We start from the raw sequence: 16,517 nt of genomic DNA on the forward strand, positions 1-16,517 counted from the left end.
ATATCAAACTGGTTAAGCTTAGACTTAAGGCGAACGTATGTGGGGGAGCAGCGTTTACTTTTAGGATAAGCTTTTTTTATTTACAAAAAATCTAAGTAGGGATAGTAACAAATGACAATTTATCAGAATTTAATTATCTTGTTTATAGCGACCATTATTTTTGGTTGGGGCGCCCATCGTTTCGGTATGCCTATCGTAGTTGGCCAGTTGTTGGCCGGCATCATCATTGGACCCAGTGTCTTCAAACTTGTGTCAATTTCGCACGAATTAAATAGTATCGCAGAAATAGGTGTATTACTTTTGATGTTCATTGTTGGTATCGAAACAGATATCAAGCAACTGCTATCACACATTAAAACGTCATTAACTGTTGCACTTTTAGGGGCACTATTACCCCTAGGCACTTTTTTCTTGCTGGCACAAATATTTCATTACAATACGGTGCAATCAATATTTTGGGGTATCGTTTTTTCTGCGACGTCAGTCTCGATTACTGCCGAGGTCTTGAGTGAGTATAATCAACTAAAAACTAAATCTGGTGTGACCATTTTGGGTGCTGCTGTTGGCGATGACATATTGGCTGTGCTAATATTAACAGGATTTATGTCATCATTTGGTTTGAAAAATCAAGGCAAAGTAGGGGTATCTCAACAGTTAATGATAGCGATCTTATTTTTTATTTTATTTTGGTTATTTAGTCGCTACATTTTACCTAAAATTGTTCAATACTTGTGGCAAACAAAATTACCAGCGATTGCTGGATTAATTGGTGTATTACTTGCCATTACTTCGGGCTATTTTGCTGAAAAAGCCGGTGTTTCAGCGGTAGTTGGTGCTTTTTTTGCCGGCGTAGCGCTTGCTCGTGTTAATCAAGCAAAGCAAATCATGGCGCACACGATGACTATCGGGTATGGCTTCTTTATACCAATTTTCTTTGCCAGTATTGGTTTAAAAATGACGCTAACAGGTTTAGGTGATAAGTGGCTTCTTTTGATAATTATGACAATTGCGGCGATTGTAACGAAATGGGCTGGGTCAAGTTTAGGTGCTAAAATAACAGGTATGAGCACATATGAATCTCACATTATCGGACTAGGCATGGTTTCTCGTGGCGAAATGGCACTAATTATTGCTGATATTGGCTTAAGTACGCATCTTATTACAAATGGCGACTATTCTGAATTGGCAGTAGTTATTTTAGCAAGTACACTGTTTGCGCCAATAGCGTTACGCCGTAGCCTATTGAAGTCATCTAAATGACGGTTCTGTCTGACACAACTGTCATTTTTTTGTATAATAATATTATGAAACTAACAAGTAAAACAATTGAACAACTATTGTCTTCTCACAATTTATTAGTGTCTCAACCAGTAACATATCATGAATTTTCATTTTTACATTATGATACACGCCAAGTTGAGCCGGAAACGTTATTTGTGGTAAAAGGGGCTTTTCGACCAGAGTATCTAGAAAATGCTCAAGGGATTACTGGTATCGTATCAGAGAGCCAATTACCAGTTGATTTGCCACAGTGGCAGGTTACTAATGTGCAGAAAGCCTTATCGCTTTTATCAATGGCTTTCTTTGATTATCCCCAAAAGAAACTGTGGATTGGAGCCTTCACTGGGACAAAGGGGAAAACGACTGCTGCTTACATGACTTATAATATCTTAAAAGCAGCAACAGACAACCATACTGCACTGTTTTCGACAGTCGATCGTATTACTGGACCAAAGGCCAGTGATCGCAAAAAATCTGATTTAACAACCCCCGAATCGTACGAATTGTTTAAGGATATGCGACGTGTTGTAGATAACGGTATGACACACTTGATAATGGAAGTGAGTTCACAAGCCTATTTGAAACAGCGTGTGTATGGCTTGCGATATCAAGTGGGTGCTTTTTTAAATATTTCGCCCGATCATATCGGACCAAATGAACATCCCAACTTTGAAGATTATTTAGCCCACAAATTGATGTTATTTGATCATTCAGACAAAGTAATTGTGAACGCTGAGAGTGATCACTTGTCTGAAATTGTGACACATGCAAAAAAGGGTCATGATAAGATTTATACATATAGTAATGCCGAAAAGGGCGGAGAATATACGTTTACGTCCCAAAGTAGCGCAATTCATGAAAGTCAACTGACTGTACAAGCAAGTGATTTATCGGAAATGGCAGGAGCTTATCGTTTGAACTTGCCCGGTGATTTTAACGAATCCAATGCATTAGCCGCGTTAATTATGGCGGCATTAGCAGGTGCCAAACATGAGGCTATGGTTAAGGGGTTAGATACTGTATTTATTCCAGGGCGGATGTTAAGCCTACCAATACCGAATCACGGTGTCGCATTTGTTGATTATGCGCATAATTACGCTTCAATGCATGCCTTATTAAAATTTGCCCAAAGTCAGTATCCTGATGGGAAAGTCATCGTTGTTGTCGGTTCACCAGGAAATAAAGGCGTGTCCCGACGAGCAGATTTTGGTCGTGTCGTTTCTGAGCTCGCCGATGTCGTTTACCTGACTGCAGATGATCCGCAATTTGAATCACCCAAAACTATTGCTGATGAAATTGCTGCACATATTAACAATCCAAAGTTGGATGTTCACTTTGAAATGGATCGAATAGCTGCAATTAATCAAGCCTTGTTAGCAGCCCGTGATAATGATATTGTCATTGTTGCTGGTAAAGGTGAAGACCCATACCAAAAAGTTAACGGTGTAGATGAACCTTATATTGGGGATTATGCCGTTGTTAAAAATTTTGTGGCAACGCATCAAGGATCATTGACTATCAATTAATATTTAATCTGATAACACACTCGAAAAGGAATAATGAATGACTAAACAACCAGATGTCACCAAACAACCATTCGTTGATGATAGGCTTGATACACCAGTAGACTATCAAAAGGGGTTAACGCAACAACAAGTTGCTGACAGGCTACGTGCTGGACAATCTAACAAAGTAGGTAAAAATCAATCTAAAACCTATGCGGCAATTATTCGAGAAAATACACTGACCTTTTTTAACCTGATTTTTTTGGTATTAGCGTTGCTTTTAGCCTTTGTGCAATCCTATAAAAATCTTTCGTTTGTGCCAGTTGTTCTAATTAATATTTTAATCGGTGTTTTTCAAGAAGTACGTGCCAAAAAAGTTTTAGACAATCTTAATGTGCTAGATACAACAACGGTTTCGGCAGTGAGAGAAGGTCAAGAAGTTCAGTTAGAAGTAGACGAACTTGTGATTAACGATGTTGTGTTATTTCGGGCTGGCACTCAAATTATGGCTGATGCGGTTGTGTTAAATGGCGAAATTCAAGTGAATGAGGCCTTGCTAACCGGTGAGTCTGATGAAATTACTAAACGTGTTGGAGACAAATTGTTATCCGGTAGTTTTGTGGTGTCGGGTCGTTGTTATGGTGAACTGGAAAAAGTAGGGGAAGCGTCATATATTTCGAAGCTGACTAGTCAAGCTAAAAAGATTAAAAATAGCGAACAATCAGAAATGGTGATATCAATCAATCGGTTCATTAAATGGGTTGGTATCATTATTGTCCCTGTTGGCTTAATTCTTTTTTATCAAAGTTACATATTGAATAATGTCTCACTTGAACAAAGTATTACCACTATGGTTGCCGCCTTAATTGGTATGATTCCAGAGGGCCTTTACTTATTGACGACAATTTCATTAGCTATGGGGGCTGCCCGGTTGGCTAAGCAAAAAGTATTATTACACAATATGAAGAGTATTGAGACACTAGCGCGTGTTGATGTACTTTGTGTCGATAAAACTGGGACAATCACTGAGAATAAAATGACAGTAGCCCATTTTGTACCTTTAGCAGGTCAGTCAAAATCGGAATCGGATTTGAGCCAGCTAGTATCCGATTTTGCTCAAACTATGGCAGCCGATAACGATACGATGGTGGCGATTAAAGAGAAGTTTAATCAGGCATCAGATCGTCAAGCTACCTCGTATACAACTTTCTCATCAGTTGAAAAATTTAGTAGTGTTACCTTTGGCGATGATACATTCGTACTGGGGGCACCAGAAGTTTTGCTTAAAGATCAGTATGATGAGTACAAGCAAGCCATTACACAATATTCTGAACAAGGTCTGCGTGTGTTAATATTTGGGCAACATAATGGGGTAATAAAAAACCGTCAATTGACCAGTGCTGTGACGCCTTTAGCCTTAATTGTTATTGCTAATCCTGTTAGAGAAAACGCGAAAGAAACTTTTCAGTATTTTGCCAAGCAAGATGTGGCAATCAAAGTCATTTCTGGTGACAATCCGTTAACAGTGAGTTACACAGCAAAGCAAGCGGGTATTAGTGGTGCTGAGAATTATGTTGATGCTCGAACGCTAAACAGTTTAGAAAGTATGGACGATGCATTAAAAAAATTCACCGTTTTTGGTCGTGTCACGCCAGAACAAAAAGAGCAATTTGTTGATATTCTGAAAGATAACGGCAAGACAGTTGCCATGACAGGCGATGGTGTGAATGATATTTTGGCTATGAAAAAAGCAGATTGTAGTATTGCTATGGCTTCTGGTAATGATGCCACAGCTAAGGCCGCACAAGTAGTGTTATTGGAATCTGATTTTTCAAAGATGCCACAGGTTGTCTTAGAAGGTCGTCAAATAGTTAACAATATTGAACGCTCGGCGAGCTTGTTCTTGGTTAAAAACATTTTTTCATTATTGATGTCAGTATTTGCTATACTGCTATCAGCTACTTATCCGCTTAATCCCTTACAAATAACTTTGATTAGCTTGTTCACCATTGGCTTACCATCATTTTTGTTAACATTAGAAAAAAATAATGAAAAAATAAAAGGACACTTTATGACAAACGTCTTTAGTAAAGCTGCACCTGGTGGTATTACAGATATGGTGGTTGTGGGAATTTTAGTAATTTGCGGAACGTTGTTTAAATTAAGTACAGCAGATGTTTCAACGGCTGCAACTTTATTATTAATTGTTGTTGGCTTCTTTGTTCTCTATAAAATTTCGACACCAATGAATGCCTTTCGTCAAAAAGTATTTTTTAGTTGTCTTGCAGGCATGATTATTGTCGGTTTCACGTTTAGTAAATTTTTCTCACTCACACGAATTGATTCCGTCTCATTGTTATTATTAGTGATTCTCTTCGTTGTTTCAAAATCTATTTTCCAATCCTTATCGCAGTTGATTGAAAGATTTGCTTTATATTCGCAACAATTTGATCGTGCCAAGCTGAGTCAACCACGCTACTTTGTCCAAACTGTAGCAAACTTTTTTAGAAAAGATAGCAATAAATAGCGATTTGACATTAAAAATCGAAGCGCAACAGGAAGCCTCGTCACGTTCTGTTGCTTTTTTATTTGGATGATTTGAAAAAATTATTAGACTATTGCTCGATTTATATTTTTAATTGTGATATCATTAAGATATGATAAAAAACAGTGAAAATATTCACAAAAAATCAGGAAATATTCCGCTCAGAATTGATCCGGAACTTCACGAAGTTTTAGCTAAACGCGCGAGTCAGGAAGGACGTTCGTTAAATAATTATTTAACGAAATTGTTGGAGGAGGGTGTCCGTCCAAAGTCGTTTGAAGACAGACAGTTTGTTGGTCATGTGATATCAGGGGACAATTTTGATTTAGATAATCGTTTGGTGAAAATTTCGGGAATTTATTATCGATATCTGATTGATAACGCTTCAGTTGTTAATAAAGACAAGTCGTATGCAGTTATTGAGGCAAACGGTAATATTTTAACCTTAAGAGAACTAAAATAATACAGTCAGATTAATTACAAAGGGAGAGTAATATGTTATTTTTTAGAATTGTGCCTCAAAACAATGCGGGGCTAGTCGAAACACTGGGAAAGTACAGTCGTCGTTGCGAAGCCGGCTTACATTTTTATGTACCTTTTTTCCAAACAATACGTAAAGTGAGTCTAGCTATGAGACCTTTGCGTTTACCCGATTATTCAGTTATCACGGCGGATAATGCAGATATTAAAGCTAGTGTGACACTCAACTATCATGTGACGGATGCTATCAAATACATGTACGAAAATACTGATTCTGTTGAATCGATGGCACAATTAGTTCGCGGACATCTTCGCGATATTATAGGACGTATGGAATTAAATGAGGCATTAGGCTCAACAACTAAAATTAACGTTCAATTAGCTGATGCTATCGGCGATTTAACTAATACCTATGGTATTAATGTTGATCGTATAAATATTGATGAATTACGACCTTCCGTATCCATTCAAGAAGCGATGGATAAGCAGCTAACAGCTGATCGTGAACGAGTAGCAACAATTGCTAAAGCGGAAGGTGAGGCGCGTTCAATTGAATTGACTACTAAGGCTAAAAATGATGCGCTAATGGCCACTGCTAAGGCTGAAGCTGATGCCACTAAAACCCGTGCAGATGCTGAGCGTTATCGTATTGATACTGTGCAGTCGGGATTGGCCGGTGCAGATGATAAGTACTTCCAGAATCAGTCGATTAATGCTTTCACCACATTAGCGGAATCATCAGCTAATATGATTGTTGTGGATGGTAAACAAATGGATAAGTTGGGTCAACTGCCCATCGTTGGCAAATTATTAGATAAGGGTTTTAAATCTTGAAATATTGGTTGAAACGCCAAAAAATGTCCTCATTGGATGACGAATTGATATAATAGATACATAAACCATTTCGGTTTATTTGGTACGTGGTAAACCGTTTAAAGTACCTCAATCATTTTAACTGTGGACAAGATTGTCACCCTTTATGCTTGACTTCAAGTTTAACAGCATCTAATTAAATATCATCACATCGTTAAGTGACCATTCGTCCCTTAACGATTTTTTCGATAGGCAATTATCTTGTTGATATGGTACAATGCGTTTTGAAACGTGAGACCGTCTCGTATCTCAAATGCTACTAGTATAGGATAAAAAAATGTTTAAAAATAAAAATATTTTAATTGTTGTTTCCGGCAGTGTGGCAGCGTACAAATCGGCTACACTAGTTAGATTGTTAATCAAAATGGGTGCAAATGTCAGAGTGTCTATGACACATGCCGCACAAGAGTTTATACCCAGCAAAACAATGGCCATTTTATCAGGACATGATGTTTTAACTGATTTGTTTGCTGGACAAGGGGCCGATGTTGTGCATATTGCGTGGGCCAAATGGGCTGAGGTGATATTTGTTGTACCGGCAACGGCAAATATTATTGGAAAACTGGCAAACGGTATTGCAGATGATGCACCGACAGCAACAGTTATGGCATCGGCAGCTGAAAAGATTGTCGTACCAGCAATGAATGATGTGATGTATAGTAATCCTGCTGTGCAACGTAATATTGAGCACTTATCCTCAGATGGTTGGCTATTAATTGAACCCAGTATTGGCTTTTTAGCTGAAGGTTATGAGGCCAAAGGCCGTTTGCCAGAACCAGACATGATTTTATCAGAAGCGGCCATTCGTTTGCAGGCAAAAAGCGGGTTACTGCATGGTAAAAAAGTCATTATTACAGCTGGTAGTACGCGTGAGGCATTAGATCCAGTACGTTATATCACCAATCGCTCAAGTGGTAAGATGGGATTTGCGTTGGCTCAAGCTGCTGCTGAACAAGGGGCACATGTGACACTGATTACAACTGTGACTAAGCCAGCTATTTATGGTGTTAATCAAATTCTTGTTTCTTCAACGCAAGAAATGTTTGATGCCGCAATAGCTGCATTTGAGACAGCGGATATCTTTATTGGTGCAGCAGCCGTATCAGACTTTAGGCCTGAAAAAACAGATCATCATAAAATTAAAAAAACTGGGGATAGCGGACTGACGATAAAGTTAGTGCAAAATCCTGACATTTTAAAGACAATAGGCCAACATAAAACGCACAGTCAAATTGTTGTGGGTTTTGCTGCAGAAACGCAAAATGTTGAAGCTTACGGTGCCGATAAATTAGTTACAAAAAACGCTGACATGCTGATTGCAAATGATGTTAGTCGGTCAGATATCGGTTTTTCATCTGATGACAACAGTGTGACAATTTTGACCCGAGATAAGCAGCCTGAGTTTTTAGATAGAGCACCCAAAATAACCATTGCACGTCACATTATCTCTCGTATTGTAACATTGTGATTCGTGCGGTTTTGTGTTAGAATTGGTTGTTATACATTGATTACAGGAGGAAAAGTAGACGTGCTTAATGTGACTCGTGTTGGCTAACAACAGAGGCAATTAAATAATGTGTACACTGACAACAATGGCAGACGAAGAAGAAAATAAGGCATCAAAATATCACGTTGGGGATATTTTGTTAGCACCGGCTTATGGAAATTTAGAAAAACCATTTACTGGCCAAGTAGAAAAAGTATATGAAAATGCACTATTGGTTGAAATAACGGAAAACGATTTAGGCGACCAACCGGCAGTCAACGAAATGAACCACCGTGCTGTAGTTCGTATGGACGAAATTGAAGTGATTAAGCATGCACCAGTGCCGGAGCGTGCGGAAGCGGATGAAGAAGAGTAAAGATGTTTCAAAAAATCATGTTTAGCGAGCCTGAGTTGGTGAAAGTCAGGCCATGATTGAGGCGGCGCGTACTCAGAATCCAAAGTATAAATATCGAGTGGCGTAAGCTATTAGAGTGGTACCGCGGGTTTATCTCGTCTCTTGTTAATTGTTAACGAGGGGCGATTTTTATATGAATCAATTTAAAATAAGGTATAATAGGAACTAATTAAAAAAGGAATATGACCACATGACTGATAATAAAAGCATTATTACATCATTATCACAAGTTTTACCAGACATCCCAGTAGCGGAAATTGCAGCAAAATTAGAATCACCAAAATCATCCTATTTGGGTGACGTTGCTTTTCCAACATTTACATTGGCTAAATTGTTACGTCAAGCACCACAGCAGATTGCTAGCGACATAGTAAACCGTATTGACCAAAGTGACTTCGAAAAAGTTGTGGCAACAGGACCTTATGTGAATTTTTTCTTAGACAAAAAAATGACGTCTCAAGCAACATTGAAAACAATTTTAACCCAAGGTGCTGCATTTGGTGATAACAATGATGGTGATGGCGCAAATGTCACAATTGATATGTCATCTCCTAATATTGCCAAACCAATGTCTATGGGACATTTACGATCAACTGTTATTGGTAATGCTTTGGCTAATATTACTGCTAAAAATGGTTATCATCCAATCAAAATCAATCATTTGGGTGATTGGGGAACGCAATTCGGTAAGCTAATTTACGCTTATAAAACTTGGGGTACTGAAGCTGAAGTCAAAGCAGATCCAATCGCAACGCTTTTGCGTTATTATGTTGAATTTCATGAAAAAGCAAAAATTGATGATAGCTTAAATGATGCTGGGCGTGCCTGGTTTAAAAAGTTAGAAGACGGTGACGAAGAAGCACATCAGCTGTGGACCTGGTTCCGTGCGGAGTCATTAAAAGAGTTTACTGAAATCTATGATCGTCTTGAAATTAGTTTTGATTCGTTCAATGGCGAAGCTTTCTACAACGATAAAATGGATAAAGTCGTTGATATGCTCGCTGAAAAGTCATTACTAGTTGAATCACAGGGGGCACAGATTGTTGATTTATCCGATATTAACCCTAATTTGACACCAGCAATGATCAAGCGTACAGATGGTGCAACCCTATATATGACACGTGATCTGGCTGCTGCCGTTTACCGTAAGGAAACATATAATTTTGCTAAGTCACTCTACGTTGTTGGTGGTGAGCAACGTGAACATTTTGTTCAAATGAAGGCAGTATTATCACTTATGGGATTTGATTGGGCGGATGATGTTGAACACATTGCTTTTGGTTTAATTACGTTCAATGGTAAGAAAATGTCAACCCGTAAAGGAGATGTTGTCTTATTAAAAGATGTCTTAAACGATGCCCATGACCTAGCTCTGAAACAAATTCAAGAAAAAAATCCAGATCTAGCTGATAAAGTAACAGTGGCCGAACAAGTAGGTGCCGGCGCAGTTGTTTTCCATGACTTAATGAATGATCGTACTAATAACTTTGACTTTAATCTCGAAGAAGTTGTCCGCTTTGAGGGCGATACTGGCCCTTATGTTCAATATACAAATGCACGAGCTAAGTCAATTTTGCGCAAAGCCAATACAGCCGTGTCAGTAGATGAACTCAATCTTGATGACACAGCAACTTGGGACATTATAACAACGTTAAATCAATTCCCAACGATTGTACAACGTGCTTGGCAACAACGCGAAGCAAGTATTATTGCCAAGTATGCGTTGTCATTGTCACGCGCATTTAATAAATATTATGCAAATTCAAAAATTTTATTGCCAGATGACCAACTCAACGCGCGTTTGGCATTAGTAAAAGCGGTGACGATAATTTTATCAGAAAGTCTACGTCTACTTGGTGTAAAAGCACCTGAAGAAATGTAAGACGCATAAGCAGTTAAACATTATAAAACGTGGTGCTTGTGCAGTGAGGAAAAGATAAATGATTTCAAAGCAACAAAGGCAAGCATTGATACTTGATATTATCCAAAAACAGTCCATCACAAGTCAAGAAGCGCTATTAACGGAATTGCAGCGTCATCATGTTATGACGACACAAACTACAGTGTCTCGTGATATACGTGCACTGGGTATTGTGCGCATTAAAGATGTGAATGGCGAATTAAGATATCAACAATTACAAGATCAAACGACTATACCTGATTTGGCCGTTACTGCGAGTGCAGTGGATGAAGCTATAAAGGAATACGCTGTTTTTATACAACAAGTACAGTTTATGACCATTATTAAAACAACCGATTCAACTGGTAATGCATTAGCAGGAGTGATTGATGATGCTGATTTACCAGAAGTAATTGCGACGTTAGCTGGATTTGATACAATATATGTTACAACACCAGATGACAAAAGTGCAGCTGCTTTAACGGCACGTTGGTCAGCATTGATAGGATAATCTATGAATTGGTTAAAAAATAGTGTCACAAAACTAAAGGAAAAAATCCGGCCGATTGCTAAGCGCTGGCAGTTTTGGCGCTTACTAATAGTATTGTGTTTAAGTTTGTTTTTGGTGATGAGTGTCTATTTTGTGGTCTTAGCAAAAACTGCTCATGTCAAAAATTTACAAGCTACTTTAGCACAAACAACTACGGTTTATGATGATTCTGGGGCAAAAGCTGGAGAGTTGTATTCTCAAAAAGGCACGTACGTGAGCTATGATAAAATTTCTCAGAATATGCGTGATGCTGTTATTTCCAGTGAAGATCGTAATTTCTATCATGAATACGGTTTCTCAATTAAAGGCATTGTGCGTGCAGCGCTACTTAACTTAAAAAACAAAGTGATGGGTTCCTCTGCTATTGCTGGTGGTGGTTCAACGTTAACACAGCAGTTGGTTAAGAATGCCTATTTAACACAAGAGCAAACCATTACACGTAAGGCGAAAGAAATCTTTTTGTCGATGCAGGTTGAGCAAGATTATACTAAGAATCAAATCTTAACTATGTATTTGAATAATGCATGGTTTGGACATGGTGTTTGGGGTGTTGAAGATGCAGCGCAAAAGTATTTTGGCGTACATGCCAGTGAATTAACAACTTCGCAAGCTGCGACTTTGACAGCGATGTTGCCTAGTCCAGCGCTATATAATCCTATTGATCATCCGCAAGCATCGATTAATAGACGAAACGTTGTGTTAGGCACAATGCTTGAAAACAAGAAGTTGACGTCGGCGCAACTCAAATCAGCGCAAGCGGCGCCGATGAACCTAAATGACACGTATGATAATACCAATAACTATAAATATCCTTGGTTCTTTGATGCTGTAATTAATGAAGCAATCAAGACTTACGGTTTAACTGAAGGTGATGTAATGAATCGTGGTTATAAGATTTACACAACCTTAAATCAGCAGGATCAAGCTAACCTTCAGGCCGATTTCAATAATCCGGGGATGTTTAACTACAATACAGATGCGCAAGCAGCCAGTGTGGTGCTTAATGCTAAAAATGGTGGTGTTCGTGCAATTGTCGGAGCACGCGAAAAGAATCACACTTTCCGAGGCTTTAACTATGCGACACAGTCAAAGCTGCAACCTGGCTCGGCAATTAAACCGATTGCCGTTTATGCACCGGCGTTAGAACGTGGTTACAGCATTGATGAATTATTACCAAATACGACGCGGACTTTTGGTACAAGCAACAAAGAAATTCATAACGCATTGAATGTGCAAACTGAGGATGTCCCAATGTATTCAGCCCTGGAGCATTCTTACAATGTACCAGCTGTCTATTTACTCAATAAAATGGGTGTTAATGCTGGTTTCACCAGCACACGAAAATTCGGTTTGCCGCTCTCAGACAAAGATAAAAGTTTAGCGTTAGCTTTAGGTGGTTTAACAGACGGCGTGTCACCTATGCAGATGGCTCAGGCTTATACGGCTTTTGCCAATGATGGTGTTATGAGTCAGACGCATTTAATTACTAAGATTGTTGATGCAACAGGCAAAGTCATTGTGGCACAACCAAAAGCAACACAGACACGTGTCATAAGTTCACGTGTAGCAGATAATATGACACGGATGATGCTGGGCACTTATACTAATGGGACTGGTTTAGGGGCTGCGCCGGCCGGATTTACTATTGCTGGAAAAACAGGAACAACGGAAAATCCTAACGATACTGAGAATGCGCAGTCATCTAAAGATTCTTGGGCTATGGCTTACACAAAAGATGTTGTGCAGGCAACTTGGATGGGATTAGACGATAATAGCAAGAACAATAGTCTACCTTTGGGTCTAACGGCGACAATGGGCCCATTGGTGAAAACCTCTCTAGAACAAATTCTACCAAATACACCAGGTACTAATTTTAGCGTCACAAATCCTAATCAGCCTGTTAAAAATAAACAATCTGGTAATAGCATGGATTGGTCAAATATTGTTTCTGACTTTTCAAATGGGGTGGATAAAGCAGTTGACGGTGCGAATAAAACATGGCACACTATTAAAGGACTATTTGGTGGTAATTAGTTGTTGGTTACTTCATAATAAGAAAGATAAAGAGGAAAAAACATGACAGTTAATATTTACGATAATGCTAATGAAATGGCATCAGTTTTAAAAGAAACAGAACAATACACAGCTTGGCAAAATGCCTTTAATGCAATTCAAGCAGATGAAGAGGCCAAGCAATTATTTACTAAATTTCAGAGTGTTCAAGTGGCTGTTCAACAAATGATGCAGTCACAGCAGCAACCATCCGCTGATCAAGAAAAAGAGTGGGATGCTATTGCAGCAGATGTTCAAAAAAATGAGCTTATCACGGCTTTGTTATCGACAGAACAAGCATTAAACACATTATTGACAGAAATTAACGATATTGTAACCAAGCCAGTTGCCGATGCGTATGCTAAGTTGCGTCAGAAGTAAGTAGACATAATGCCTTTAAAGTTTTTATGAAAGAAGAATGACTATGCAAAATGGTTTCTTACGCTTTATAAAAGAATGGGTTATTCCTATCGGTGTGACACTCGTTATTGTGTTGTTAGTGCGAACCTACTTATTTACACTTGTGCGTGTTAGTGGGCCGTCAATGATGCCTAATCTACAAGATAAAGAATTTGTTATATTGAGTAAAATTTCCAAATATAAGCGTGGCGATGTGATTGTCTTTGATGCCCGTCAAGAGGATCCACGGTTTAACTCAAATGATAAAGACTATGTCAAACGCATTATTGGTGTACCCGGCGATACTGTATCATACAAGAACTCTAACTTGTATGTTAACGGTAAAGTTGTCAATCAGAATTATATTGGCATTGATGAGCGTACCCAAGGAACAGAAATGTCGTTTGGCAGTGAGTGGTCACTAAAAACGTTATCAGCAACTGATTTGTGGCAGAAAAAAGATCAACATCATACAAAAGTGCCAGCAGGTGAATACTTTGTAATGGGAGATCACCGGTCTGTATCTAATGATGGGCGATACTTTGGCTTTGTAGATGCTAAACATGTCACGGGTAAAGTGATTGTGCCATTTTGGAATTCAGATAAAAATGCTAAAAAAAGCGTGAATGAGCAAGATAAGCACTTTTTTGCTAATTGAGTTTGCATAACTGCTTAAAAAATGATAATATATTGAAAACAGTAAAACCTTTAATTAAGTCCAGAGAGACTTACAAGGCTTTTAGATACTCGGGGCAAAGTCTATACTTTGGCCGTAATTTTCTAGAAACGCGTAAGTCGAAATGGCTTACGCGTTTTTTGTATAAAAAGGAGTATTATGCGACATTTTTTGAATATAAATGCAATAGAACTTGATGACGTGCTAGACTTAGTACATCATGCATTAGCTATTAAAGCTGGTAGATCGGTAATACAGTCAAATTTAACGGTTACAAATCTATTTTTTGAAAATTCAACGCGCACGCATAGTAGTTTTCAAATGGCAGAAAATAGATTAGGGTATCAACAAATTGATATCGATCCGCAACAGAGTTCAATGTCTAAAGGTGAGAGTCTCACAGATACATTAAAAACGTTAAAAGCCATTGGGGTAGATGTTGCAGTCATTCGACATACAGTAAATAATTGGTATGATCAAGTGCTAACAGCGACAGGACATGAGATACCACACTTGATTAATGCCGGTGATGGGAGCGGCCAACATCCATCACAAAGTTTATTAGATTTAGTAACAATCTATGAACAGTTTAATCATTTTGCTGGTTTAAATATTCGCATTGTTGGGGACTTGGCCCATTCACGTGTGGCGAGGTCTAATGCAGAAATTTTGCATCATTTAGGGGCTAATATGACATTTTCAGGGCCAAAAGATTGGCAACCAAATGATTTTGCAAAATTTGGTCAATTTGTCGCTATTGATGATGATTGGGAAAACTTAGACGTTGTCATTTTCCTACGTGTGCAACATGAACGTATTACACAAACGGAAAATCAGAATTTTTCTACCAAGCAATATCATGAACAGTTCGGACTTAATCGGGCTCGTTACGAGCGACTAAAGGCAGCGGCAATCATTATGCATCCAGCCCCAGTTAATCGTGATGTAGAAATTGCTGATGAATTAGTCGAAGCACCAAAATCTCGAATCTTTGAACAGATGAATAATGGTGTTTATGCACGTATGGCAATACTAGAATATACAACGGAGGCTACATATGCAACGCATTAAGCAAGCAAAAATTTTAATTGATGGTGAACTTGTTACACGAGATGTTTTAATTGACGGGAAAACAATTACTCGGGTCGCTGAACATATTGAAAGTGACGTAGAGACGATTGATGCTAAAGGTGCTTTTTTATCGGCTGGACTGGTTGATGTACATGTTCACTTTCGCGAGCCTGGATTTGAATACAAAGAAACAATTGCCACTGGCTCAGCGGCAGCCGCTCGTGGTGGCTTTACAACAGTGATTGCAATGCCAAATTTAAATCCTGTACCTGATACACCGGCACGTTTAGCGAAACAAATTGCATTAAATCAAAGTAGTGCTGCTGTACACGTTGCACAATACGGTGCGGTTTCGAGTGATTTAACAGCAACGGCCATCTCAGATATTGTTGGTATGTCTCAAGCAGGTGCGGCTGCATTTAGTAATGATGGAAAAGGGGTACAAACGGCAGATACAATGTTACAGGCTATGCAGGCTGCTGCCAAGGTTAACAAACCATTAGTCGCTCATTTAGAAGATGATTCATTACTACATGGTGGTGTGATGAATGCGGGTGCGCAGGCCGAAAAAATTGGTTTCCCCGGAATTACAGGATTAGCTGAAAGTTCACAATTAGCTCGTGATTTGGTTTTGGCTAAAGCTACTGGGGTTCATTATCATGTTGCGCATATCTCGACAAAGGCATCGGTGGATTTGGTTCGCATTGCCAAGCAGCAAGGTGTCAAGGTCACAGCTGAAGTATCTCCGCACCACTTGTTATTAGCTGATACGGCAATTACATCTGATAATGCACTGTTCAAAATGAATCCGCCACTGCGCTCTCAAGAAGATAGACAAGCAGTTCTAGCTGGATTAATCGATGGTACGATTGACATGGTTGCCACAGATCATGCACCGCATGGCATGGTAGAAAAGGCGCAATCATTTAAACTAGCACCATTCGGTATTACGGGGATTGAAACTAGTTTCCAACTGCTATATACCAAGCTTGTAAAGACTGGCATAATCACTTTAGCAACTTTAATAGAGCGCATGCTGATTGCACCGGTGAATGCCTTCAATTTAGAGGCGCCGGTAAGCGTAACTGTCGGTGCGACTGCCGACCTCGTATTGTTTGATTTAGCACATAAAGACACCATCTCAGCAGACGAATTTGTTTCTCTTGGTAAGAACACGCCATTCATTGGTTGGGAAGTCTATGGTAAAACACTGATGACTTGGGTAGATGGCAATCTTGTTTACCAAGCAAATTAATGAAATAGCATAAATAGGAGTAGCGGCAT

14 protein-coding genes are annotated in these 16,517 nt (G+C 38.9%); all 14 read left to right on the top strand.

Features of this window, described 5'->3' with window-relative positions:
• Positions 1 to 111 precede the first annotated feature (111 nt).
• The 14 genes from FGL72_RS02970 (at position 112) to FGL72_RS03035 (ending at position 16,488) form a co-directional block, all read left to right on the top strand.
• Complete coding sequence (locus tag FGL72_RS02970; RefSeq protein WP_146992606.1) at positions 112 to 1,260, top strand: cation:proton antiporter; 1,149 nt, start codon at positions 112 to 114, stop codon at positions 1,258 to 1,260.
• Between the two features lie 44 nt (positions 1,261 to 1,304).
• Positions 1,305 to 2,807, top strand: coding sequence for a UDP-N-acetylmuramyl-tripeptide synthetase (murE, locus tag FGL72_RS02975; RefSeq protein WP_186727982.1), 1,503 nt, complete (start codon positions 1,305 to 1,307; stop codon positions 2,805 to 2,807).
• 37 nt (positions 2,808 to 2,844) lie between these two features.
• Positions 2,845 to 5,313: a cation-translocating P-type ATPase gene (locus FGL72_RS02980; protein ID WP_146992610.1), complete on the top strand. Its 2,469-nt coding sequence runs from the start codon at positions 2,845 to 2,847 to the stop codon at positions 5,311 to 5,313.
• A gap of 130 nt (positions 5,314 to 5,443) precedes the next feature.
• Positions 5,444 to 5,794 (top strand): toxin-antitoxin system HicB family antitoxin, encoded by a 351-nt coding sequence (locus FGL72_RS02985; protein WP_146992612.1) that lies wholly within the window; start codon positions 5,444 to 5,446, stop codon positions 5,792 to 5,794.
• A 32-nt stretch (positions 5,795 to 5,826) separates the two neighbouring features.
• Complete coding sequence (locus tag FGL72_RS02990; protein WP_004904628.1) at positions 5,827 to 6,645, top strand: SPFH domain-containing protein; 819 nt, start codon at positions 5,827 to 5,829, stop codon at positions 6,643 to 6,645.
• A gap of 316 nt (positions 6,646 to 6,961) precedes the next feature.
• Positions 6,962 to 8,152 (top strand): bifunctional phosphopantothenoylcysteine decarboxylase/phosphopantothenate--cysteine ligase CoaBC, encoded by a 1,191-nt coding sequence (coaBC, locus tag FGL72_RS02995; RefSeq protein ID WP_146992615.1) that lies wholly within the window; start codon positions 6,962 to 6,964, stop codon positions 8,150 to 8,152.
• A 124-nt stretch (positions 8,153 to 8,276) separates the two neighbouring features.
• Positions 8,277 to 8,546 (top strand): hypothetical protein, encoded by a 270-nt coding sequence (locus FGL72_RS03000; protein ID WP_036058373.1) that lies wholly within the window; start codon positions 8,277 to 8,279, stop codon positions 8,544 to 8,546.
• Positions 8,547 to 8,775: 229 nt separating this feature from the next.
• Positions 8,776 to 10,467 carry an arginine--tRNA ligase gene (gene argS, locus FGL72_RS03005; protein ID WP_146992617.1) on the top strand — a complete coding sequence of 564 codons (1,692 nt, stop codon included), beginning with the start codon at positions 8,776 to 8,778 and terminating at the stop codon, positions 10,465 to 10,467.
• Positions 10,468 to 10,525: 58 nt separating this feature from the next.
• Positions 10,526 to 10,996: an arginine repressor gene (locus FGL72_RS03010; RefSeq protein WP_004900749.1), complete on the top strand. Its 471-nt coding sequence runs from the start codon at positions 10,526 to 10,528 to the stop codon at positions 10,994 to 10,996.
• A gap of 3 nt (positions 10,997 to 10,999) precedes the next feature.
• Positions 11,000 to 13,069 (top strand): PBP1A family penicillin-binding protein, encoded by a 2,070-nt coding sequence (locus FGL72_RS03015; protein ID WP_004900747.1) that lies wholly within the window; start codon positions 11,000 to 11,002, stop codon positions 13,067 to 13,069.
• 42 nt (positions 13,070 to 13,111) lie between these two features.
• The gene (locus FGL72_RS03020) at positions 13,112 to 13,468 is read left to right on the top strand and encodes a YlbF family regulator (protein WP_004900744.1); all 357 of its coding nucleotides are present in this window, start codon (positions 13,112 to 13,114) and stop codon (positions 13,466 to 13,468) included.
• Between the two features lie 43 nt (positions 13,469 to 13,511).
• Positions 13,512 to 14,144 carry a signal peptidase I gene (lepB, locus tag FGL72_RS03025; protein ID WP_004904622.1) on the top strand — a complete coding sequence of 211 codons (633 nt, stop codon included), beginning with the start codon at positions 13,512 to 13,514 and terminating at the stop codon, positions 14,142 to 14,144.
• Between the two features lie 177 nt (positions 14,145 to 14,321).
• Positions 14,322 to 15,233: an aspartate carbamoyltransferase catalytic subunit gene (locus FGL72_RS03030; RefSeq protein WP_146992619.1), complete on the top strand. Its 912-nt coding sequence runs from the start codon at positions 14,322 to 14,324 to the stop codon at positions 15,231 to 15,233.
• Positions 15,220 to 16,488: a dihydroorotase gene (locus FGL72_RS03035; RefSeq protein WP_085699212.1), complete on the top strand. Its 1,269-nt coding sequence runs from the start codon at positions 15,220 to 15,222 to the stop codon at positions 16,486 to 16,488. Before FGL72_RS03030 ends, FGL72_RS03035 begins: the two co-directional genes overlap by 14 nt.
• Positions 16,489 to 16,517 lie beyond the last annotated feature (29 nt).

The sequence above is a fragment of the Leuconostoc citreum genome (assembly GCF_007954785.1).
Lineage (GTDB): Bacteria > Bacillota > Bacilli > Lactobacillales > Lactobacillaceae > Leuconostoc > Leuconostoc citreum.